Source organism: Mycobacterium canetti CIPT 140010059, from assembly GCF_000253375.1.
Taxonomy (GTDB): Bacteria; Actinomycetota; Actinomycetes; order Mycobacteriales; family Mycobacteriaceae; genus Mycobacterium; species Mycobacterium tuberculosis.
Genome location: NC_015848.1, coordinates 3,782,036 through 3,804,715 on the forward strand (window position 1 = coordinate 3,782,036; position 22,680 = coordinate 3,804,715).

The window sequence follows — 22,680 nt, forward strand, 5'->3', positions numbered from 1 at the left end:
GTCATTGCCCGAGCCTAGCGCTGCGCTCGCCAACACGACGACACGAAACCTTTGGTTGCACTTCGCCCGGCACGGTGCCGGCATCCAACACCCGGTCATCGTCCGCGGCGACGGCGTCACCATCTTCGACGACCGCGGCAAGAGCTATCTGGACGCCTTGTCCGGGCTGTTCGTGGTGCAGGTCGGTCACGGCCGGGCCGAACTCGCCGAGGCGGCCGCGCGGCAAGCCGGCACGCTGGGGTATTTCCCGCTCTGGGGGTATGCCACCCCGCCGGCGATCGAGCTCGCCGAGCGCCTGGCCCGCTACGCGCCCGGGGACCTAAACCGGGTGTTTTTCACCAGCGGCGGCACCGAGGCCGTCGAAACCGCCTGGAAGGTAGCCAAGCAGTACTTCAAGCTCACCGGCAAACCGGGCAAACACAAGGTCATTTCACGCTCGATCGCCTACCACGGCACCACCCAGGGCGCGCTGGCGATCACCGGCCTGCCATTGTTCAAGGCGCCATTCGAACCGCTGACGCCGGGCGGCTTCCGGGTGCCCAACACCAATTTCTACCGAGCACCGTTGCACACCGACCTCAAAGAGTTCGGGCGATGGGCTGCTGACCGGATCGCCGAGGCCATCGAGTTCGAAGGCCCCGACACCGTGGCCGCGGTGTTTTTGGAGCCGGTGCAGAACGCGGGCGGCTGCATCCCGGCGCCGCCGGGTTATTTCGAACGGGTCCGCGAGATCTGTGACCGCTACGACGTGCTGCTGGTCTCCGACGAGGTGATCTGTGCGTTCGGCCGGATCGGGTCGATGTTCGCCTGTGAAGACCTCGGCTACGTGCCCGACATGATCACCTGCGCCAAGGGCCTGACGTCGGGCTACTCGCCGCTGGGCGCGATGATCGCCAGCGACCGGTTGTTCGAACCGTTCAACGACGGCGAGACGATGTTCGCACACGGCTACACGTTTGGCGGTCATCCGGTGTCGGCGGCCGTCGGCCTGGCCAACCTCGACATCTTCGAGCGCGAGGGTCTCAGCGATCACGTCAAGCGGAATTCCCCCGCGCTGCGGGCCACCCTGGAGAAACTGTACGACCTGCCCATCGTCGGCGACATCCGCGGCGACGGGTATTTCTTCGGCATCGAACTGGTCAAAGACCAGGCGACCAAGCAAACCTTCACCGATGACGAACGCGCACGACTGCTAGGCCAGGTATCCGCGGCGCTCTTTGAGGCCGGGCTGTACTGCCGCACCGACGACCGCGGGGACCCCGTCGTCCAGGTGGCTCCCCCGCTGATTAGCGGACAGCCCGAGTTCGACACCATCGAAACCATCCTGCGCAGCGTGCTCACCGACACCGGACGCAAATATCTTCATCTGTAACTTTCGTCCCGCCAGTCACAGCGCGGCTCCTCGCGGTCGGGCCGCCGATCACCTACTCTGCACAGACGATGGCCTTCTTACGTTCGGTATCGTGCCTGGCAGCAGCCGTGTTTGCGGTAGGCACCGGAATTGGTCTACCTACCGCGGCCGGCGAACCCAATGCCGCACCGGCGGCGTGCCCGTACAAGGTGTCCACCCCACCCGCCGTGGACTCGTCGGAGGTTCCCGCGGCCGGTGAACCCCCACTGCCGCTGGTGGTACCCCCCACCCCGGTCGGCGGGAACGCGCTGGGCGGCTGCGGCATCATCACCGCCCCTGGCAGCGCGCCAGCGCCCGGCGACGTCTCGGCCGAGGCCTGGCTGGTGGCGGACCTGGACAGCGGCGCGGTGATCGCCGCCCGGGATCCGCACGGCCGGCACCGCCCGGCCAGCGTCATCAAGGTGCTGGTGGCGATGGCGTCCATCAACACGCTCACCCTCAACAAGTCGGTCGCCGGAACCGCCGACGACGCGGCGGTCGAGGGCACCAAAGTCGGGGTGAACACCGGTGGCACCTACACCGTCAACCAGCTGCTGCACGGGCTGCTGATGCACTCCGGCAACGACGCCGCGTACGCGCTGGCCAGGCAGCTCGGCGGCATGCCGGCCGCGCTGGAGAAAATCAATCTGCTGGCCGCCAAGCTGGGCGGCCGGGACACCCGAGTGGCCACGCCGTCCGGACTGGACGGGCCCGGCATGAGCACGTCGGCCTATGACATCGGCCTGTTCTACCGGTACGCGTGGCAGAACCCGGTCTTCGCCGACATCGTCGCGACCCGCACCTTCGACTTCCCGGGGCACGGCGACCATCCAGGCTACGAGTTGGAGAACGACAACCAGCTGCTCTACAACTATCCGGGCGCGCTCGGCGGCAAGACCGGCTATACCGACGACGCGGGGCAGACCTTCGTGGGCGCGGCCAACCGCGACGGCCGGCGGCTGATGGCGGTGCTGCTGCACGGGACCCGGCAGCCGATCCCGCCGTGGGAGCAGGCGGCGCACCTGCTCGACTACGGGTTCAACACCCCGGCAGGCACCCAGATCGGGACACTGATCGAACCCGACCCGTCGCTGATGTCCACCGACCGCAATCCCGCCGACCGGCAACGAGTCGACCCCCAGGCCGCGGCGCGGATATCGGCCGCCGACGCCCTTCCGGTGCGGGTTGGCGTGGCCGTCATCGGCACCCTGATCGTGTTCGGGTTGATCATGGTCGCGCGGGCGATGAACCGCCGGCCGCAGCACTAGCTGCTTACCCCGATACCTTCGGCGTCGTTTGCGGGCGGGGATCCTAGCCGGCCTTGGTCGGCACCGAAATCGGGGCTTGACCAGCGGTTGACCGCGTGACGACGCTGTGGCAGCCTCATCGAAATGACTACAGCCCTATACCAGGACGCGGGGTTCACGCCCGCCGGGGCGCCCGACGACCCCGACCGCGTGGTGGACGTGCTGAGCGCCCCGGTACCGGTCAACTGACCAGATCGGGGCGCCGGGCGCTCCTGGTCGGGCTCACCGCCGCCAGCGTCGGCGTCCTCTACGGGTACGACCTTTCCGCCATCGCGGGTGCGTTGCTGTCTCTCAGCGAGGAATTCGAACTCACCACTCGAGAACAGGAGTTGCTGACCACCACGGCGGTGCTCGGCCAGATCGCCGGGGCGCTTGGCGGCGGCATCCTCGCCAACGCGATCGGACGCAAGAAATCGGTGGTGCTCATCGTCGCCGGCTACGCAGTGTTCGCCCTGCTCGGCGCGACCTCGGTGTCCGTGCCGATGCTGGTGGTGGCGCGTCTGCTGCTGGGTGTGACAATCGGCCTGTCGGTGGTGGTGGTGCCGGTGTATGTGGCCGAGTCGGCGCCGGCGGCGGTGCGTGGGTCGTTGGTGACCGCGTATCAGCTGGCGACGCTTAGCGGCATCGTCGTCGGTTACCTGGTCGGCTACCTGTTGGCCGGATCGCACGGCTGGCGCGCGATGTTCGGGCTGGCCGCCGCGCCGGCCACGCTGCTGTTGCCGTTGTTGTGGCGCATGCCCGATACCGCCCGCTGGTATCTGCTCAAGGGCCGGATCGCCGACGCGCGTAGCGCGCTGCGGCGGATCCAGCCGGAGGCCGACATCGATGCCGAGCTGGCCGATATGGCGGCCGCGGTCGACGAACGCGGCGGCGGTATCGGCGAAATGGTGCGGCGGCCGTATCTGCGGGCCACGCTGTTCGTCATCGCGCTCGGCTTCCTCGTCCAGATCACCGGGATCAACGCGATCATCTACTACAGTCCGCGACTTTTCGCCGCCATGGGCTTCGCGGGCTATTTCGCGATGCTTGCCCTGCCCGCGATGGTGCAAGTCGCCGGCTTGGCGGCGGTGTGTGCCTCGCTGTTTCTGGTCGATCGGCTGGGCCGTCGCCCGATCCTGTTGTCCGGCATCGCGACGATGATCACCGCAGATGCCGTGCTGATCACCGTATTCGCCAACGACTCCGATGGTGGCACGGGGCTGGTGTTGGGGTTCGCCGGCGTGCTGCTGTTCATCATCGGGTTCAACTTCGGATTCGGCTCGCTGGTCTGGGTGTACGCCGCGGAGAGCTTCCCGTCCCGGCTGCGGTCGATGGGATCGAGCCTGATGCTCACCTCGACACTGACGGCCAACGCGATCGTTGCCGCCTTCTCGCTCACCATGCTGCGTGTGCTCGGCGGCGCAGGCGTTTTCGCGGTCTTCGGCACGTTCGCCGTCGTCGCGTTCGTGGTCGTGTACCGCTTTGCGCCGGAGACCAAGGGCCGCAAACTCGAGGAGATCCGGCACTTCTGGGAGAACGGCGGCCGCTGGCCCGCCGAGCGGTCACCGGCGGCGGACGAACCGTGACCGTGCTCGGCGCCGACGCCGTCGTCATCGACGGCCGGATATGCCGGCCAGGGTGGGTGCACACCGCCGATGGTCGGATTCTCTCCGGTGGCGCTGGGGCACCGCCCATGCCGGCCGACGCGGAATTCCCCGATGCGATCGTGGTGCCCGGCTTTGTCGATATGCATGTGCACGGCGGGGGCGGCGCGTCGTTCGCCGACGGCAACGCCGCAGACATCGCCCGTGCGGCCGAGTTTCACCTGCGGCACGGCACCACTACCACGCTGGCCAGTCTGGTCACCGCGGGCCCCGCCGAGTTGCTCTCCGCCGTGGGCGCTTTGGCCGAGGCAACTCGGGACGGCGTCGTCGCGGGCATCCATCTGGAGGGGCCGTGGCTGAGCCCAGCGCGGTGCGGAGCGCACGACCACACCCGGATGCGTGCCCCGGATCCCGCCGAGATCGAGTCGGTGCTCGCCGCCGCCGACGGCGCCGTCCGGATGGTCACGTTGGCACCCGAGTTGCCCGGAAGCGATGCGGCGATCCGGCGCTTCCGTGACGCCGAAGTGGTTGTCGCCGTGGGGCATACGGATGCGACCTACACACAGACCCGACACGCCATTGACCTGGGCGCGACAGTCGGCACCCACCTGTTCAACGCGATGCCGCCGCTGGACCATCGGGCGCCCGGACCCGTGCTGGCGTTGCTGTGCGACCCGCGGGTGACCGTCGAAATCATCGCCGACGGCGTGCACGTGCACCCCGCGGTGGTGCACGCGGTGATCGAAGCCGTCGGTCCCGATCGGGTCGCCGTGGTCACCGACGCGATCGCCGCGGCCGGATGCGGCGATGGCGCGTTCCGGCTCGGCACAATGCCGATCGAGGTCGAGTCGAGCGTGGCACGGGTGGCTGGTGCGTCGACGCTGGCGGGCAGCACCACCACCATGGATCAGCTCTTCCGGACGGTGGCTGGGCTCGGCTCGAAGTCGGACTCAGCCGGCGATGTGGCGCTGGCCGCCGCGGTGCAGGTGACCTCGGCGACGCCGGCCCGCGCTCTCGGGCTCACCGGGGTGGGCCGGCTGGCGGCGGGCTATGCCGCCAATCTTGTTGTGCTGGACCGTGATCTGCGGGTGACGGCCGTCATGGTCAACGATGACTGGCGGGTGGGCTGAGCGTCCGTGGAGGCCCGTCACAATGCCCAGGCTCGCACCGTGAGTACTCGGTCAACGTTGACGGTTGCCCCGGCGACCCGGTCACTCTGGCGAGGGCTACCGGCGCCGCGCGGCTTGTACCGCAATCATCCGATCGCCGCGAAGCGCTCGGCAGCCGGCTTGGGCGGTAGCCGACGACACGGGTACGGTCTCACGGCGCGAGCCTGATAAAGCCCGGCGGCATGGGTCGTGCAGGCGACGGCTCTACCGGTCCGTCACCACCGCCGCCACCACCGCTGCCGGCGCCGCCACTGCCGGCAGCGCCCCCGGACTGCGGAACACCAGCAGGCGGCTCAACCTCTGGCGGCGGAGGCGGCGGCTGTTGCGGCGGCGCTGGTCGCGGTGGCGGCGGTGCCACGATCGGCGGGGGTGGAATCAGGGTCTGCGCCGCCGGCGGCGGTACCGGAATCGGCGGCGGATTCGGTATCAGGGGATCCCCCGCGCGAACCGCTCCGAGCACCGAGGCAAGCATCGCACCCGTCGGTTCCCGCCATCCCGGCGACATGGTGGTCATGTCCGACACCGACGCCCGCAGGTCGCTTCCCGAGTTGACCGCGCTGCGCGTGGACGCCGCAACGCGATGCGTCGGTTCATTCGATCCCGGCTCGAAATTGGCCATGGCGAACGCCATCTTGCTGTGATGGTTCGGGCAGTAGATCTCCACTGCCGCACTGATAAATCGGGTCATGGTCGTCGTGAGGCGGACAGGGTAGAGGCGCATGACCGGGTCTATGTTGTAGGCATCGTTGCGTAACCCGTCCACAATGTCGTTCACCGGCATGCCGCCATCGAGTTTGCGACACACTTTGTGGGCCGCGTCGATGACGCGAGGCACATTCGCGACGGCGGGGATTTCCTTTTTCTCGAGCAGCGCCAGAAACCGATCGTCTTGGTTTGGGTCGGCCGCTGCTGGGCCGTCGTGCAGAATTGCGGCGCCGATCAGCACCACTAAGGCGGCACCCAGGGCGCCGGCATGGCTAGCGATGCCGGTGAACATGATGGGGTTTCCGTTCTGCTAAAAGCCGTTACCTGGCGGGCTTTGGATCGCGATCCACGCCATAGGTGTGGCTGTCTGGTCAGGTTTGACCGGCGCCATGATGTCGTTTCACAGCGCCGATGCAGTCTGGGAGGGGACCAGGGCATGGGTGCATTGAGGAGCCAGATCCAGAGAACCACACCGGAGCCGCTGGCCGAGGCTCATCCACAAGCCTTCGATCCCGCTCCCGTTGTCGGCATGGGCGCCTGCCGACGGAATCAGCGGATGGTCATAGTGGCGTCGGGCGCCAGGCCTGCGCGGGCACACGCGGTGCGGTGTCGATGGTTGTTCTCATCTGGTAACCCCTTTCCGCAGGCCGCAATTCAGCGGTATGGGCTCACCTAGATCAGGCTCGTCACGATCGCCCGCACTGCTGGCGGCTCACATGTACCCAGTGTTAACCTTCTAGTGCACTAGAAGGTCAAGGGGAGTCGCATGAAGATCAGCGAGGTAGCCGCGCTCACCAACACCAGCACCAAGACCCTCCGCTTCTACGAGAACTCGGGGCTGCTGCCGCCGCCTGCACGCACAGCATCGGGGTATCGCAACTATGGACCCGAGATCGTGGATCGGCTGCGGTTTATCCATCGGGGCCAAGCGGCCGGGCTGACATTACAGGAAGTACGCCAAATCCTGGCCATCCACGACCGCGGCGAGGCGCCGTGCGCACACGTCCGCCAACTACTGAGCACCCGCATCGACGAAGTCCGCGCGCAGATCGCCGAACTGATTGCCCTCGAAGGCCACTTGCAGACCCTGCTTGACCACGCGTCATATGGCCCGCCCACCGAACACGACCACTCCACGGTGTGTTGGATCCTGGAAAGCGACCTCGATGAGCCCACCGCCATCGAGGTCAGCGACATTCACGCCTAGAGGTCGCTGGGTACGCGGGCTGGCCCACGGGTTTTACGCCGAAGCCGTCGCCGCCCACGCGGTGGCGAACAGGATCAGCCACGCGGTGACGAACGCGAACACCATCAACCCCAGCACCGGCCCGAACACCGCGCCCGCCGGGCTGCGCAACACTATCTGCAGGTAGATCGCCCCCACCTGCTTGAACAGCTCGAAGCCGACCGCCGCCATCAGCCCGGCCCGCGCCGCGGTGACCAAACCGACCGGCTCCCGCGGCAGCCGGCCAATCATCCAGGTGAACAGCAGCCACGACACCAGCACCGATACCAGCACCGAGATGCCCCGAAAGATCTCGTCGAACACTGAAAACTGGGGTATTTCAAGCCATCTCAGTACCGCAGCCATCGGCCTGGCATGGCCGAGCACGGTGAGCGCGATGGTGGCCACGATCACCACGAACGTCCCCACCATGGCCGCTAGATCCGACAGTTTGGTGCGCAGGTAGCCCGCCGGAGCGACTGGATGTGCCCACATCTGGCTCAACGCTTCCCGCAGGTGCCACATCCAGCCCAGGCCCACCCAGGCCGCGGTCGCCAGACCGATCACCCCGACCGACGCGCGTGCATCGATCGCCGAATTCATCAGGTCGACCAGCTGCTGTCCCACGTCACCGGAGACCGAGGTGCGGATGCGCTCCTCGAGCGTGGTCAGCAGCTCCGGACGACGCGACAACGCGAATCCACCCACCCCGAAACCGACCATCAGCAAAGGAAATATCGCAAAGATCGTGTAGTAGGTGAGTCCGGCCGCAAAAAGACTGCCGTTGCGATCGTTGAAGCGCGTGAACGCGCGCATGACATGGTCCAACCACCCGAACCGGGCCCGCAGCCGGTCAAGCACCCCTGGCTCGGCGAGCTCGCCCATGATCGACTGCCCTACCCCCGTTATGGAAGGAACCCGAGCCGATCGTAGACCCGCTGAACCGTTTTGCTGGCCACATCGTGGGCGCGCTGCGCTCCGGCGGCGAGCACGGCCTCCAGCTCCGCGGGATCTGCGGTCAATTCGTCAACTCTGGCTTGGATCGGGTTGACGAATTCGACGACGGCCTCGGCGGTGTCTTTCTTCAAATCGCCGTAGCCGTGTCCGGCATAGCCGTCGACGAGAACGTCGATGTCGGTCCCGGTGACCGCCGACTGGATGTTCAACAGGTTCGACACCCCTGGCTTGACGTCCGGGTCATAGCGGATGTCACGTTCGCTGTCGGTCACGGCGGAGCGAATCTTTTTGGCGGACAACGCCGGATCGTCGAGCAGGTTGATCAAACCGGCATCGGTGCCCGCCGATTTGCTCATTTTCGATGTCGGGTCTTGCAGGTCGTAGATCTTGGCAGTCATCTTGGGGATGAGCACGTCGGGAACCACCAGGGTGCCGGGGAATCGGCTGTTGAACCGTTGCGCGACGTCGCGGGCCAGCTCGAGGTGCTGCCGCTGGTCCTCCCCGACGGGCACCAGCTCGGTGTCGTAGGCCAACACGTCTGCGGCCTGCAGTACCGGATAGGTGAACAGGCCGACGGTGGTGGCCTCGCTGCCCTGACGCGCAGACTTGTCTTTGAACTGGGTCATCCGCGACGCTTGGCCAAAGCCGGTGAAACAACCCAGCACCCACGCCAGCTGGGTGTGAGCCGGCACCTGGCTTTGCACGAAGATGGTGGCGCGGCCGGGATCGATTCCCAACGCCAGGTATTGCGCGGCGGTAATCAGGGTCCGGCGCCGCAGTGCCTCGGGATCCTGAGGGATGGTGATCGCATGCAGGTCGACCACGCAGAAGAACGCATCGTGGTCATCCTGCAAGCCAACCCATTGGGCGACGGCGCCCAAGGCATTACCGAGGTGAAGCGAGTCAGACGTGGGCTGCACGCCGGAGAAGATCCGGCGGGACCCGGTAGGGGTGCTCATGATGCCCCGATCCTTTCACGCGGGGTGCACTCCCCGTCGACCACCGGTCACCACGCTGCTTGCGGTACCGGCGGTACCGGCTTTAGTGTCGGCTCTATGCGCAGTCCGATACGCCTGGGTTCGGGAGAGCCGGTCCTACTGCTACACCCGTTCCTGATGTCCCAGACGGTGTGGGAGAAGGTCGCCCAGCAGCTGGCCGACACCGGCCGCTTCGAGGTATTTGCCCCCACGATGGCCGGCCACAACGGCGGACCGGCCTCGGGCACCCGGTTTTTGTCCTCGGCGGTGCTGGCCGACCACGTCGAACGCCAGCTCGACGAACTGGGCTGGGAAACCAGCCATATCGTCGGCAACTCGTTGGGCGGCTGGGTCGCGTTCGAACTCGAACGACGTGGCCGGGCACGCAGCGTGACCGGTATCGCCCCGGCGGGCGGTTGGACCCGCTGGAGTCCAGTCAAGTTCGAAGTGATCGCTAAGTTCATCGCAGGGGCGCCGATCTTGGCCGTCGCCCACATTCTTGGCCAACGGGCGCTTCGGCTGCCGTTCAGCCGCCTGCTGGCCACCCTGCCGATCAGCGCCACACCGGACGGCGTGAGCGAGCGCGAGCTGTCCGGCATCATCGACGACGCCGCGCACTGCCCGGCCTATTTTCAGCTGCTGGTCAAGGCGCTGGTGCTGCCCGGGCTGCAGGAGTTGGAACATACCGCCGTGCCCTCCCACGTGGTGCTGTGCGAGCAGGACCGGGTGGTCCCTCCCAGCAGGTTCAGCCGTCATTTCACCGACTCGCTACCGGCGGGCCACCGGCTCACCGTGCTCGACGGCGTCGGTCACGTTCCGATGTTCGAGGCTCCGGGGCGCATCACTGAGCTGATCACCAGCTTCATCGAAGAGTGCTGCCCGCATGTCCGGGCCAGTTAGCGGGCGCGAGCAGACGCAAAATCGCCCATTTCGGCACGAAATTGGGCGATTTTGCGTCTGCTCGCCCTAATTGGCCAGCTCCTTTTCCAGGTTGTCGGCGATCGCATCGAGGAATTCCTCGCTGTTCAGCCAGTCCTGCTCCGGACCGATGAGGATCGCGAGGTCCTTGGTCATCTTCCCGCTCTCCACCGTGGCGATGACGACGGACTCCAGCTTGTGGGCGAAGTCGATGACTTCGGGAGTGCCATCCAGCTTGCCGCGATGCTGTAATCCGCGGGTCCAGGCAAAGATCGACGCGATCGGGTTTGTTGAGGTCGGTTTACCGGCCTGATACTGCCGGTAATGCCGGGTGACGGTGCCGTGGGCGGCTTCGGCCTCGACTGTCTTGCCGTCGGCCGTCATCAGCACCGACGTCATCAGGCCCAGCGAGCCGTAGCCCTGTGCGACGGTATCGGACTGCACGTCGCCGTCGTAGTTCTTGCACGCCCACACGTAACCGCCTTCCCATTTCAGGCAGGCAGCGACCATGTCGTCGATCAGCCGATGCTCGTAGGTCAGCCCCGCCGCTTCGAACTGCGCCTTGAATTCGGTTTCGTAGACGCGCTCGAACTCGTCTTTAAACATGCCGTCGTAGGCCTTGAGGATGGTGTTCTTGGTGGACAGATATACCGGCCATTTCGCGTTGAGGCCGTAGGAGAACGACGCGCGCGCGAAATCCCGGATGGATTCCTTGAAGTTGTACATCCCCAGCACGACGCCGCCGTCCTCGGGGATGGACACCATTTCGTGCACGATCGGCGCGCTGCCGTCGGCGGGCGTGAAAGTCAGTGTGACGGTGCCCGGTTGGTCGACCTTGAAGTTCGTCGCCCGATATTGGTCACCAAAAGCGTGCCGGCCGATGACGATCGGCTTGGTCCACCCCGGAACCAGTCGCGGCACATTAGAAATCACGATAGGTTCGCGAAAGATTGTGCCGCCCAAGATGTTCCGGATTGTCCCATTGGGCGACAGCCACATCTTCTTCAGGTTGAATTCCTCGACACGGGCCTCGTCGGGGGTGATCGTCGCGCACTTTACGCCCACACCGTGTTTCTTGATCGCATACGCCGCGTCGATCGTCACCTGGTCGTCGGTGGCGTCGCGGTGCTCGATGCCCAAGTCGTAATAGTCCAAGCGGATGTCGAGATAGGGAAGGATAAGCATGTCCTTGATGAGCTTCCAGATGACACGGGTCATCTCGTCACCGTCGAGCTCTACGACCGGACCGCTGACTTTTATCTTGGGTGCGTTGGACATGGGAGTCCACATCAGATTACTAGCAGCCCGCGCGGGCCCCTAGCAGCCGGTAAAGGGCCAGTTGAGACCGCCGGAGTTGTGCTTTGAGTTGGCACTGAGTAGCTGCCATGCGCTAGGCTTCGAGTCGGTCATGAGCGCCAGCGTCAAGCCCCGGCTTGCTGGCCGGCAACCCTCCAACCGCGGTGGGGTGCCCCGGGTGATGACCAGGTTGAGTAGCCATCGCCGGCTGCGCGGCAAGCGCGGGTCCGCCATGACGGGCCCCTGACCAGACGGGGAAAGCTCATGAGCGCCGACAGCAATAGCACCGACGCCGATCCGACCGCGCATTGGTCGTTCGAAACCAAACAGATACACGCTGGTCAGCACCCTGATCCGACCACCAACGCCCGGGCTCTGCCGATCTATGCGACCACGTCGTACACCTTCGACGACACCGCGCACGCCGCCGCCCTGTTCGGACTGGAAATTCCGGGCAATATCTACACCCGGATCGGCAACCCCACCACCGACGTCGTCGAGCAGCGCATCGCCGCGCTCGAGGGCGGTGTGGCCGCGCTGTTCCTGTCGTCGGGGCAGGCCGCGGAGACGTTCGCCATCTTGAACCTGGCCGGCGCGGGCGATCACATCGTGTCCAGCCCGCGCCTGTACGGCGGCACCTACAACCTGTTCCACTATTCGCTGGCCAAGCTCGGCATCGAGGTCAGCTTCGTCGACGATCCGGACGATCTGGACACCTGGCAGGCGGCGGTACGGCCCAACACCAAGGCGTTCTTCGCCGAGACCATCTCCAACCCGCAGATCGACCTGCTGGACACCCCGGCGGTTTCCGAGGTCGCCCATCGCAACGGGGTGCCGTTGATCGTCGACAACACCATCGCCACGCCATACCTGATCCAACCGTTGGCCCAGGGCGCCGACATCGTCGTGCATTCGGCCACCAAGTACCTGGGCGGGCACGGTGCCGCCATCGCGGGTGTGATCGTCGACGGCGGCAACTTCGATTGGACCCAGGGCCGCTTCCCCGGCTTCACCACCCCCGACCCCAGCTACCACGGCGTGGTGTTCGCCGAGCTGGGTCCACCGGCGTTTGCGCTCAAAGCTCGAGTGCAGCTGCTCCGTGACTACGGCTCGGCGGCTTCGCCGTTCAACGCGTTCTTGGTGGCGCAGGGTCTGGAAACGCTGAGCCTGCGGATCGAGCGGCACGTCGCCAACGCGCAGCGCGTCGCCGAGTTCCTGGCCGCCCGCGACGACGTGCTTTCGGTCAACTATGCGGGGCTGCCCTCCTCGCCCTGGCATGAGCGGGCCAAGAGGCTGGCGCCCAAGGGAACCGGGGCCGTGCTGTCCTTCGAGTTGGCCGGCGGCATCGAGGCCGGCAAGGCATTCGTGAACGCGTTGAAGCTGCACAGCCACGTCGCCAACATCGGTGACGTGCGCTCGCTGGTGATCCACCCGGCATCGACCACTCATGCCCAGCTGAGCCCGGCCGAGCAGCTGGCGACCGGGGTCAGCCCGGGCCTGGTGCGTTTGGCTGTGGGCATCGAAGGTATCGACGATATCCTGGCCGACCTGGAGCTTGGCTTTGCCGCGGCCCGCAGATTCAGCGCCGACCCGCAGTCCGTGGCGGCGTTCTGAGGAATTCTGACATGACGATCTCCGATGTACCCACCCAGACGCTGCCCGCCGAAGGCGAAATCGGCCTGATAGACGTCGGCTCGCTGCAACTGGAAAGCGGGGCGGTGATCGACGATGTCTGTATCGCCGTGCAACGCTGGGGCAAATTGTCGCCCGCACGGGACAACGTGGTGGTGGTCTTGCACGCGCTCACCGGCGACTCGCACATCACTGGGCCCGCCGGACCCGGCCACCCCACCCCCGGCTGGTGGGACGGGGTGGCCGGGCCGGGTGCCCCGATTGACACCACCCGCTGGTGCGCGGTAGCTACCAATGTGCTCGGCGGCTGCCGCGGCTCCACCGGGCCCAGCTCGCTTGCCCGCGACGGAAAACCTTGGGGCTCAAGATTTCCGCTGATCTCGATACGTGACCAGGTGCAGGCGGACGTCGCGGCGCTGGCCGCGCTGGGCATCACCGAGGTCGCCGCCGTCGTCGGCGGCTCCATGGGCGGCGCCCGGGCCCTGGAATGGGTGGTCGGCTACCCGGATCGGGTCCGAGCCGGATTGCTGCTGGCGGTCGGTGCGCGCGCCACCGCAGATCAGATCGGCACGCAGACAACGCAAATCGCGGCCATCAAGGCCGACCCGGACTGGCAGGGCGGCGACTACCACGAGACGGGGAGGGCACCAGACGCCGGGCTGCGACTCGCCCGCCGCTTCGCGCACCTCACCTACCGCGGCGAGATCGAGCTCGACACCCGGTTCGCCAACCACAACCAGGGCAACGAGGACCCGGCGATCGGCGGGCGCTACGCGGTGCAAAGTTATCTGGAACACCAAGGAGACAAGCTGTTATCCCGGTTCGACGCCGGCAGCTACGTGATTCTCACCGAGGCGCTCAACAGCCACGATGTTGGCCGCGGCCGCGGCGGTGTCGCCGCGGCGCTGCGCGGCTGCCCGGTGCCGGTGGTGGTGGGCGGCATCACCTCCGACCGGCTCTACCCGCTGCGCCTGCAGCAGGAGCTGGCCGAGCTGCTGCCGGGCTGCGCCGGGCTGCGAGTCGTCGAGTCGGTCTACGGACACGACGGCTTCCTGGTGGAAACCGAGGCCGTGGGCGAATTGATCCGCCAGACACTGGGATTGGCTGATCGCGAAGGCGCGTGTCGGCGGTGACGTGCTCCCGACGCGACATGTCCCTGTCGTTTGGCTCCGCGGTCGGCGCCTACGAGCGGGGGCGTCCGTCGTATCCACCGGAAGCGATCGACTGGCTGCTGCCGGCCGCGGCGCGCCGCGTGCTCGACCTGGGAGCGGGCACCGGCAAGCTGACCACCCGGCTGGTCGAACGCGGCCTGGACGTGGTTGCGGTCGATCCGATCCCGGAAATGCTGGACGTGCTGCGTGCTGCGCTGCCGCAGACCGTCGCGCTGCTGGGCACCGCCGAAGAGATTCCGTTGGACGACAACAGCGTTGACGCGGTGTTGGTGGCTCAGGCGTGGCACTGGGTGGATCCCGCCCGGGCGATTCCGGAGGTCGCCCGGGTGTTGCGTCCGGGTGGGCGGCTCGGCCTGGTGTGGAACACCCGCGACGAACGGCTGGGCTGGGTGCGCGAGCTGGGTGAGATCATCGGTCGCGACGGCGATCCGGTGCGCGACAGGGTGACGCTGCCCGAGCCGTTCACTGCGGTGCAACGCCATCAGGTCGAGTGGACGAATTACCTGACGCCACAAGCCCTTATCGACCTGGTGGCTTCGCGCAGCTATTGCATCACCTCACCGGCGCAGGTCCGCACCAAAACGCTCGACCGGGTGCGGCAGTTGCTGGCCACCCATCCGGCGCTGGCGAATAGCAACGGCCTTGCGCTGCCCTACGTCACGGTGTGCGTGCGGGCGACTCTGGCCTGACGCCGCCTTTAGGGCCCGGTGCCGGTGTAAATCAGGCCCGCCAGTTGCTGGCCGACGTTGCCGAACCCGGAGACCAGGGCCGAGGTGATCAGGCCCAGCGCGCCGGTGTTGTACACACCCGAAATGTCCGCACCGCGGTTGAGGATGCCGGAGAGCTGGGTGCCGAAGTTGGCGAAGCCCGACGCCGATCCGAGCAGCGGATCCGAGATCGCGTTGAGCACGCCCGACATGCCGGTGCCGAGGTTCAAAATGCCCGACAACCCGCCACCACTGCCAATGTTGAAGAACCCCGATGACGGGACCGCGGTGGTGTTGCCGAATCCCGGGACCGGCGGGATGACCAACCCAGCGTTGATGGGGCCAAGCAGCGCATTGACGTCGAGAACCACCGGGATTCGATCGATGGTGATCTCCGGCGGGAAGGCGAAGGCGGGGGTGGCGCCGGACAACGCGAGGCCCAGCGGGAGTTGGGGAACCGTGATTTCCGGGCTCACGAAGGGCCCGATGGTGACGGACAGGGGCAGCTCGACATGGATTGGATCGACGGGTATGTGGAATCCCGGGATGGTGATTTCCGGTGTTAGATGGGTCACGCCCAGCGAACTCAACAGCACGGTGAACGGCAGAATCTCGCTGGGCGCCGTTTGGATGGCGGGGACATTAACGTTGATGAACCCCAGCAGCGTAAGGCTGAATGGATCAATGATGGAGCCTGAGCTGAATATCGGGCCCACGGTGACACCGGTTGCGGGGTCGAGGCCCAGGGCGGGAATCGTGATGTCCTGGACGGTGATGGGGCCGAGGTCGAACACTGGGTCGATGCGAACCGTGATCGGGGAGATGGACACCGGCGGGATGGTGAAGCCGCCGATGTGGCCGGTTGCGCTGAGGTCCAAGGGAATTGCCGGAAATTGGATCGACGGAACGATGATGGGTCCGGCGCCACCGGACGCGTGGATGTTCGCGACAGTGAATTCGGGAATGATGGTGCCGGTGTAGGAGAAGCCGAGCAGGCCCTGGTAGTCGCCCCGCCACAAGGCGCCGTTGCTGTAGTTACCGGAGATGAAGGCACCGGTGTTGACATCGCCGGAGTTGGCCACACCGGTGTTGGTGTCACCGGTGTTCAACCAACCCGTGTTGACACTGCCCGGGTTGAAACCGCCGGTATTGGCCTGCCCCGCGTTGAAACTGCCGGTGTTGTAGCTACCCGCATTGACCACACCCGTGTTGAACCCACCCGCGTTGAACAACCCCGTGCTGGCAATCCCCGAATTACCGATCCCGGTGTTATAACTCCCCGAATTGAACACCCCCCAGTTCCCGGTGCCGGAGTTAAAGAACCCCACATTACCCGTCCCCGAATTAAACAACCCCACATTCCCGCTACCGGTATTGAAACCACCGAACCCGGTCAGATTATCACCGGTCAACCCGATACCGATATTCCCACTGCCGGTGTTGGCGAACCCGATATTGCCCACACCCATATTCGCCAAACCGACATTGTAGCTCCCGGCATTACCAAACCCGATATTACCCAAACCCATCAGACCCGGCGTTAACCCCGAATTCGCCAACCCGACATTGCCAAACCCGACATTGCCCAACCCGACATTGTTGCCGCCGATATTGCCGCCACCCACATTGAAGTCGCCGACGTTGCCCGCACCCAGGTTAAAGTCCCCGACATTGCCCAACCCGACATTGCCCAACCCCACATCGGCCAACCCGAAATTGAGGACCAGACCCTGATGCAGCGCCGTCCCGCTCGCCAACAATCCCGATAACTGCTGACCGACACTACCCAAACCCGACACCAACGCCGGCGCACCCAACCCCAACACGCTGGTGTTGAACAGCCCCGACATGCCCGAGCCGAAATTCAGCACACCCGAATGCAGCGTGCCGGCGTTGAAAACACCCGAACCCCCACCCAGCAACGCCGACGGAGCCTGATTCCAGCCACCCGACACCATCGCGCCGACATTCCCAAACCCCGACACCCCACCCGCACCGGAGTTAAAGAAACCCGACGACGGAGCACCGGTCGTATTCCCGAACCCCGGCACGGCGGGATTGTGGATGGGATTGAGGTTGATGGGGCCGAGGGTGAGGTCGAGGTTGAGCTGCAGCGGGATTGGGTCGATCGTGTAGCCGTTCGGGAAGATGGTGAAGTCCGGGATGCCGGCGAAGGCATCGACATGCACCGGGATTTTCGGGAAGGTGAGGCCGTCCGGGAAGAGGGTGAAACCCGGGATGCCGCCGTCCACGTCGATGCGCAGGGGCACCGATGGAATGGTCAGCCCCGGAATGTGGATGGGCGGGATGCTCAGGTTGAGCACCGAAAATGATGGGCCAGAGGCGCCCAGCTGGATGGTGGTCGGGGCGAGCGCGCCCGAAAATGGGCCGATTACGTTGTTACCGGTCGCGAAGTCGACGGTGGAGATAAACACATTGGACGTTGCCGGAATGACGAAGGGCGGTGGTGCGGGGCCGCCGGGGGCTGTGGAGAACGACTCGATGACCGTGGCGGGAATGTTCATGGGCGGGAAGATGACGAGGGGGCCCAGGTCGAAGGTTTCGTGGTAATCCAAGGCGATCGGCGCAACGGTAATCGGTGCCACGGTAAATGAGCCCAGGTCGATGGTTTGGTCAATGTCCAGCAGCGGGGGGATGTGAACGTGGATCGGATCGATGTGGATGGGGCCCAGGTTCACGGTTTCGCGGAGATGCACGAGGTGGGTTTGCGGAATCAGCGGGCCGACCGGGAAGCTGAAGTCGAGCAGGCCCTGGTAGTCGCCCGTCCAGAAGGCGCCGTTGCTGTAGTTACCGGAGATGAAGGCACCGGTGTTGACATCGCCGGAGTTGGCCACCCCGGTGTTGGTGTCACCGGTGTTCAACCAACCCGTGTTGACACTGCCCGGGTTAAAACCGCCGGTATTGGCCTGCCCCGCGTTGAAACTGCCGGTGTTGTAGCTACCCGCATTGACCACACCCGTGTTGAACCCACCCGCGTTGAACAACCCCGTGCTGGCAATCCCCGAATTACCGATACCACTGTTATAGCTCCCCGAATTGAACACCCCCCAGTTCCCGGTGCCGGAGTTAAAGAACCCCACATTACCCGTCCCCGAATTAAACAACCCCACATTCCCGCTACCGGTATTGAAACCACCGAACCCGGTCAGATTGTCACCGGTCAACCCGATACCGATATTCCCACTGCCGGTGTTGGCGAACCCGATATTGCCCACACCCATATTCGCCAAACCGACATTGTAGCTGCCGACATTACCAAACCCGATATTACCCAAACCCATCAGACCCGGCGTTAACCCCGAATTCGCCAACCCGACATTGCCAAACCCGACATTGCCCAACCCGACATTGTTGCCGCCGATATTGCCGCCACCCACATTGAAGCCACCCACGTTGCCCGCACCCAGGTTAAAGTCCCCGACATTGCCCAACCCGACATTGCCGCCACCGAGGTTGCTCAACCCCACGTTCGGGCCGACAATCCCGACCGCGGAATTGAAGCCCGAGATCAGGTTGTTGGCGATGCTCCCGTCGAACAGGCCCAACAGTCCCACACCCAGGCCCGGGACAGCCAAACCGCTGAAGGGATCCGACGTGGTGGTGGTGGAGTTCCCTGAGCCCGGCTCGGTGATGATCGGGATGTTGATGGGGCCCACCGGGATTGTGACGTCCACGTTCAGCGGAATTGCGGGCAGCACGGTGGCCGGGATGAAGACGGCGTCCTCGAGGTTGATGGACACGTCGATAGGCAGGATTTCGTGCAGAATCATTGACTTTACGGTGGATGCCGGGGAACCGAAAGAGAAGTTGAGCGGTATGGATTCACTGACAGTGGGCAACGGGATACTGAGTCCCGCCATGGTGATGGGAATAGAACTTCCCGGAATTACAATCGGATTCAGTTCGATGCCGTCTCTGAAGTCAAACAAGAAAAGAGTCTGACCGACCGACATGAACAGCTGGCCGGGCTGGGTCTGTATATTCGTGATTTGGATTCCGGCGATATCGATGCTTCCCGTGATGCCCAGGCCGGACAGCAGGGTAGTGGCCGGGGCGTTAAAACTCACATTGACGTTTCCGTCGAGGCCAAAATTGATGGCGGGGATGGGGATCTCCGGGACGGTAAAGGGGCCGACCTCGAGGTTTCCCGTGACGGTCAGGAGGGGATTTAGCGCATCCACAACGGTGGTGGTCGGGATGCTGATGGCGCCGATGCCGCCGTTGAGGGTGAAGTGAAATGGAAACAGCCCGCTGGTGAGGCCAAAGCCGCCTGGGACCGCCGGAATGGGGCCGTTGGCCGGGGTTGGCGGGATGTAGTCCCACCGGAACGGGAAGGGGCCAATAGAAAGGGTGGTGTGCAGGTCCACCGGGATGCGGTCAACCGTGAAGCCCTGCGGGAACACGGTGAATCCACCGGTGCCGACGGAGAAGTTGGTGAGGCTGACCACGGGGTTTTCCGGGAACGCCAGGCCGCCCGGGAATAGCGTGATGCTGTCCAGGCCGCCGGTCAGGTTGACGGTCACCGGTGTTTGGTCGGGAACGGTGAGGCCGGCCGGGAACAAGGCCAAGGACGATGTGGACAGATTGAAAGTCGCGCCGAACGGGCCGGGGATCGTGCCCGGGCCGCCGTAGCTGCCGATGATGGGGCCATTGATTATGAGGTCGCTGATGCTGAGGTAGAACGCCCCGGAGGGGAATTTCGCGCCGGGTGGGCCTAACGGCGGGCCGTAGTGATCGATCGTGATGAACGGGTCCGGCAAGACGACCGGATTCGCGGTGATTTCTGCCATGGCGGTTTGCCCGAAAAGAACAAACGCGGGATTCACGTGGAAACCCTCGAGGCCGACGGTTCCGGTCACGTGGATCGGGATCGCGGGAATGGTGATCTCCGGGAGGGTGAATTCGCGGATCCCGATGAATCCCCCGGTGATTTGTAGGTCGAATGCCGGAATATCGATGGGCTGGACGTGGATGGGACCGATCCCGCCAATCACCTGAAGGTCAATGGGGATTTCGGAAATGGTGAAAAGGGTGCCGGGGGTGAAGGGGGCAAGGACGTTGATGTTGTTGCCCGTTAAGAAGAAACCGGTGTCGTGACTTCCCGAATTGAATACGCCCAAATTCCCGGTGCCGGAGTTGAAGAACCCGACATTGCCGGTACCCGAATTGAACAATCCCACATTCTCGCTGCCCGAATTGAAACCACCGAACCCAGTCAGATTGTCCCCGCTGAGCCCGATACCGATATTCCCGTTGCCGGTATTGGCGAACCCGATGTTGCCGATGCCCATGTTCGCCAGGCCGAAATTGCTGCTGCCGGCATTGCCGAACCCGACGTTGTCGAACCCGATATTGCCCAATCCGAAGTTGTTGCCGCCCAGCGCGCCGCCCGACAACATCCCCGACAACTGAGTACCTACATTGCCGATACCCGACATCAACGTGCCGGCGTTGAAATAGCCCGAAACCGTTCCCGGCAACGCCTGCATGGCCTGGGTGGACTGGTTAAACCAGCCCGAGGTGTGCGCGCCGACGTTCCCGAATCCCGACACCCCACCGGCGCCGGTGTTAAAGAAGCCCGAGGACGGGGCGGTGGTCGAATTCCCGAACCCCGGCGACGCCGGAACGTTGCCGCCCACGATGTCGACGGGCCCGACGCCGCCGATGGCGTGCAGGTTCAGGGGGATGTTGTCGATGGTGATTGCCGGGGTGCTCAGGGCGTTGATGTGGCCAATCACGTTGATCGCCAGCGGAAGTGGTTGCTCGGGAATCGAGAATCCCGGAATGGTGAAGGCCTCGGTGCCGGCCGTTACGCCAAGAGTCAGGGTGAGCGGCCCCCCGGTGGGAATGCTGAGGCCAACCGGGAAAAGGGTGAGGGCTGGGGTGGAATAGCTGAAGGTTACTGGGATGGAAAACCCGGTATTGATATGTATTGGGCCGATCAAGGTTGTGGGAATGGGGGAAGGGCTGAGGGCGACCTGTTGGATTTGGGGAATTGTTATGGACGAGACGGGCCAGGCCAGCGTGATGGTTTGGTTGAAGTTTTGTGCCGGCCACAGGGTGATGGGATTGATTTTGATGGGGCCGATCGAAATATTGGGTATGCCGACGCCGAGCGAGATTGCCGGGACGTTGATGGGCGGGACGACCAAGGGTCCGAGGTAGAGGGTTTCGTTGATGTTGATCGGGATGTCGGGAAGTATGTGGATGGGCTCGATAGTGATGGCGCCGACACCACCGTTTATGTCCAGGCTGAGGGGAATTATAGGAAGAACGTTCACTCCGGAGGAGAAGCCGAGCAGGCCCTGGTAGTCGCCCCGCCACAAGACGCCGTTGCTGTAGTTACCGGAGATGAAGGCGCCGGTGTTGACGTCGCCGGAGTTGGCCACCCCGGTGTTGGTGTCACCGGTGTTCAACCAACCCGTGTTGACACTGCCCGGGTTGAAACCACCGGTATTGGCCTGCCCCGCGTTGAAACTGCCGGTGTTGTAGCTACCCGCATTGACCAGCCCAGTGTTGAAATCACCGGCGTTGAATAACCCCGTGCTGGCAATCCCCGAATTACCGATACCACTGTTATGGCTCCCCGAGTTGAACACGCCCCAGTTCCCGGTGCCGGAGTTAAAGAACCCCACATTACCGGTCCCCGAATTAAACAACCCCACATTCCCGCTGCCGGTATTGAAACCACCGAACCCGGTCAGATTATCACCGCTGAGCCCGATACCGATATTCCCACTGCCGGTGTTAGCGAACCCGATATTGCCCACACCCATATTCGCCAAACCGACATTGTAGCTACCGGCATTACCAAACCCGATATTACCCAAACCCATCAGACCAGCCGCCACACCCGAGTTCGCCAACCCGACATTGCCAAACCCGACATTGCCCAACCCGACGTTATTGCCACCGATATTGCCGCCACCCGCGTTGTAGCTGCCGACGTTGCCGGCCCCCACGTTGTAGCTGCCGATGTTGCCGTTGCCCGCGTTGAAGAGGCCGACGTTGGCCATACCCAGATTGACGGCGAGCGACTTGGCCGGCTCGGCGGCGGCCGCAAGGCTTCCCAGCGGCGAGGCAAACGGCGCCAACGCCGCGGCCGCCGCCGAGGCGCCGGTGTGATACCCGAGCATCGCGGCCACGTCCTGGGCCCACATCAGCTCGTAGTCGAACTCCGCGGCCGCGATCGCCGGCGTGTTCTGCCCGAACAGATTCGATAACGCCAGCGACACTAACCTCGACCGATTGGCCGCGATGACGAAAGGGTCCACCGTCGCGGCCAACGCCGCCTCGAACACACCCACCACCGCCCGGGCCTGCCCGGCCGCCGACTCGGCGGAGGCCGCCGCCGCGCTCAACCACCCCGCATACGGGGCGGCCGCCGCCGCCATCGCGACCGAGGACGGTCCCTGCCAGATACCACCGACCAGCCCCGAGGTCACCGACCCGAAAGCCGCCGCCGCCGAGCCCAGCTCGGCGGCCAGCTCATCCCAGGCCGCGGCCGCCACCAACAAGGGGCCCGGACCCGCCCCGCCATATATCAGCAGGGAGTTGATCTCTGGCGGCATTACGACAAAACTCATGCCGCCAGCCCTTTCCCGTGCGTTCCCAACATCGC

General features: G+C 64.8%; 14 protein-coding genes and 1 riboswitch. Of the genes, 9 read left to right on the plus strand and 5 right to left on the minus strand.

Translation table 11 applies throughout. From position 1 onward, the window contains the following. The first annotated feature begins 4 nt into the window (after positions 1 to 4). The 4 genes from MCAN_RS17670 to nagA all read left to right on the plus strand — a co-directional run bounded on the left by MCAN_RS17670 (position 5) and on the right by nagA (position 5,410). Positions 5 to 1,372, plus strand: a complete 1,368-nt coding sequence (locus MCAN_RS17670) for an aspartate aminotransferase family protein (protein ID WP_080603738.1) — start codon at positions 5 to 7, stop codon at positions 1,370 to 1,372. Positions 1,373 to 1,440: 68 nt separating this feature from the next. Next, a complete protein-coding gene (gene dacB1 / locus MCAN_RS17675) occupies positions 1,441 to 2,658 on the plus strand; it encodes a D-alanyl-D-alanine carboxypeptidase DacB1 (RefSeq protein ID WP_014001690.1) in 1,218 nt (405 codons plus the stop codon). A 224-nt stretch (positions 2,659 to 2,882) separates the two neighbouring features. Further along, positions 2,883 to 4,262 carry a sugar porter family MFS transporter gene (locus tag MCAN_RS17680; protein ID WP_003912183.1) on the plus strand — a complete coding sequence of 460 codons (1,380 nt, stop codon included), beginning with the start codon at positions 2,883 to 2,885 and terminating at the stop codon, positions 4,260 to 4,262. Then, positions 4,259 to 5,410, plus strand: coding sequence for an N-acetylglucosamine-6-phosphate deacetylase (gene nagA, locus MCAN_RS17685; protein WP_003417418.1), 1,152 nt, complete (start codon positions 4,259 to 4,261; stop codon positions 5,408 to 5,410). The genes MCAN_RS17680 and nagA overlap by 4 nt, the downstream gene beginning before the upstream one ends. 190 nt (positions 5,411 to 5,600) lie before the next feature. On the opposite strand, the gene prp1 is transcribed toward nagA, so the two are convergent. Then, on the minus strand, positions 5,601 to 6,446 hold the full coding sequence (prp1, locus tag MCAN_RS17690; RefSeq protein WP_014001691.1) for a PDZ-interacting protease regulator Ppr1: 846 nt from the start codon (positions 6,444 to 6,446) through the stop codon (positions 5,601 to 5,603). Between the two features lie 474 nt (positions 6,447 to 6,920). Between prp1 and MCAN_RS17695 the strand changes: the two genes are divergently transcribed. After that, on the plus strand, positions 6,921 to 7,361 hold the full coding sequence (locus tag MCAN_RS17695) for a hypoxia response transcriptional regulator (RefSeq protein WP_014001692.1): 441 nt from the start codon (positions 6,921 to 6,923) through the stop codon (positions 7,359 to 7,361). Positions 7,362 to 7,394: 33 nt separating this feature from the next. On the opposite strand, the gene yhjD is transcribed toward MCAN_RS17695, so the two are convergent. Beyond that, a complete protein-coding gene (gene yhjD / locus MCAN_RS17700) occupies positions 7,395 to 8,264 on the minus strand; it encodes an inner membrane protein YhjD (protein ID WP_014001693.1) in 870 nt (289 codons plus the stop codon). A gap of 20 nt (positions 8,265 to 8,284) precedes the next feature. Next, complete coding sequence (gene trpS, locus MCAN_RS17705) at positions 8,285 to 9,295, minus strand: tryptophan--tRNA ligase (RefSeq protein ID WP_014001694.1); 1,011 nt, start codon at positions 9,293 to 9,295, stop codon at positions 8,285 to 8,287. Between the two features lie 96 nt (positions 9,296 to 9,391). Here trpS and MCAN_RS17710 point away from each other — a divergent pair, with 96 nt between their 5' ends. After that, positions 9,392 to 10,213, plus strand: a complete 822-nt coding sequence (locus tag MCAN_RS17710) for an alpha/beta fold hydrolase (protein WP_044081650.1) — start codon at positions 9,392 to 9,394, stop codon at positions 10,211 to 10,213. A 66-nt stretch (positions 10,214 to 10,279) separates the two neighbouring features. Here the strand turns inward: MCAN_RS17710 and MCAN_RS17715 are convergent, their stop codons facing one another. Next, the gene (locus MCAN_RS17715) at positions 10,280 to 11,509 is read right to left on the minus strand and encodes an NADP-dependent isocitrate dehydrogenase (RefSeq protein ID WP_014001696.1); all 1,230 of its coding nucleotides are present in this window, start codon (positions 11,507 to 11,509) and stop codon (positions 10,280 to 10,282) included. Between the two features lie 126 nt (positions 11,510 to 11,635). Beyond that, positions 11,636 to 11,755, plus strand: a riboswitch (SAM riboswitch). 36 nt (positions 11,756 to 11,791) lie between these two features. On the opposite strand from MCAN_RS17715, the gene MCAN_RS17720 reads away from it, so the two are divergent. Genes MCAN_RS17720 through MCAN_RS17730 form a run of 3 tightly spaced genes read left to right on the plus strand, consistent with a single transcriptional unit; the run spans position 11,792 to position 15,020 of the window. Then, on the plus strand, positions 11,792 to 13,141 hold the full coding sequence (locus MCAN_RS17720; RefSeq protein WP_003900028.1) for a bifunctional o-acetylhomoserine/o-acetylserine sulfhydrylase: 1,350 nt from the start codon (positions 11,792 to 11,794) through the stop codon (positions 13,139 to 13,141). An 11-nt stretch (positions 13,142 to 13,152) separates the two neighbouring features. Then, positions 13,153 to 14,292, plus strand: coding sequence for a homoserine O-acetyltransferase MetX (gene metX / locus MCAN_RS17725; protein ID WP_014001697.1), 1,140 nt, complete (start codon positions 13,153 to 13,155; stop codon positions 14,290 to 14,292). Beyond that, complete coding sequence (locus MCAN_RS17730) at positions 14,289 to 15,020, plus strand: class I SAM-dependent methyltransferase (RefSeq protein WP_014001698.1); 732 nt, start codon at positions 14,289 to 14,291, stop codon at positions 15,018 to 15,020. The genes metX and MCAN_RS17730 overlap by 4 nt, the downstream gene beginning before the upstream one ends. 8 nt (positions 15,021 to 15,028) lie before the next feature. On the opposite strand, the gene MCAN_RS17735 is transcribed toward MCAN_RS17730, so the two are convergent. Continuing rightward, the gene (locus tag MCAN_RS17735) at positions 15,029 to 22,645 is read right to left on the minus strand and encodes a PPE family protein (protein ID WP_014001699.1); all 7,617 of its coding nucleotides are present in this window, start codon (positions 22,643 to 22,645) and stop codon (positions 15,029 to 15,031) included. Positions 22,646 to 22,680: the final 35 nt, after the last annotated feature.

Excerpts from the sequence above, each read along its gene's own strand:
- MCAN_RS17735 (WP_014001699.1), bottom strand. The coding sequence starts at position 22,645 with ATGAGTTTTGTCGTAATGCCGCCAGAGATCAACTCCCTGCTGATATAT.
- MCAN_RS17695 (WP_014001692.1), top strand. The coding sequence starts at position 6,921 with ATGAAGATCAGCGAGGTAGCCGCGCTCACCAACACCAGCACCAAGACC.
- yhjD (WP_014001693.1), bottom strand. The coding sequence starts at position 8,264 with ATGGGCGAGCTCGCCGAGCCAGGGGTGCTTGACCGGCTGCGGGCCCGG.
- dacB1 (WP_014001690.1), top strand. The coding sequence starts at position 1,441 with ATGGCCTTCTTACGTTCGGTATCGTGCCTGGCAGCAGCCGTGTTTGCG.
- MCAN_RS17710 (WP_044081650.1), top strand. The coding sequence starts at position 9,392 with ATGCGCAGTCCGATACGCCTGGGTTCGGGAGAGCCGGTCCTACTGCTA.
- MCAN_RS17720 (WP_003900028.1), top strand. The coding sequence starts at position 11,792 with ATGAGCGCCGACAGCAATAGCACCGACGCCGATCCGACCGCGCATTGG.
- trpS (WP_014001694.1), bottom strand. The coding sequence starts at position 9,295 with ATGAGCACCCCTACCGGGTCCCGCCGGATCTTCTCCGGCGTGCAGCCC.
- MCAN_RS17715 (WP_014001696.1), bottom strand. The coding sequence starts at position 11,509 with ATGTCCAACGCACCCAAGATAAAAGTCAGCGGTCCGGTCGTAGAGCTC.
- metX (WP_014001697.1), top strand. The coding sequence starts at position 13,153 with ATGACGATCTCCGATGTACCCACCCAGACGCTGCCCGCCGAAGGCGAA.
- prp1 (WP_014001691.1), bottom strand. The coding sequence starts at position 6,446 with ATGTTCACCGGCATCGCTAGCCATGCCGGCGCCCTGGGTGCCGCCTTA.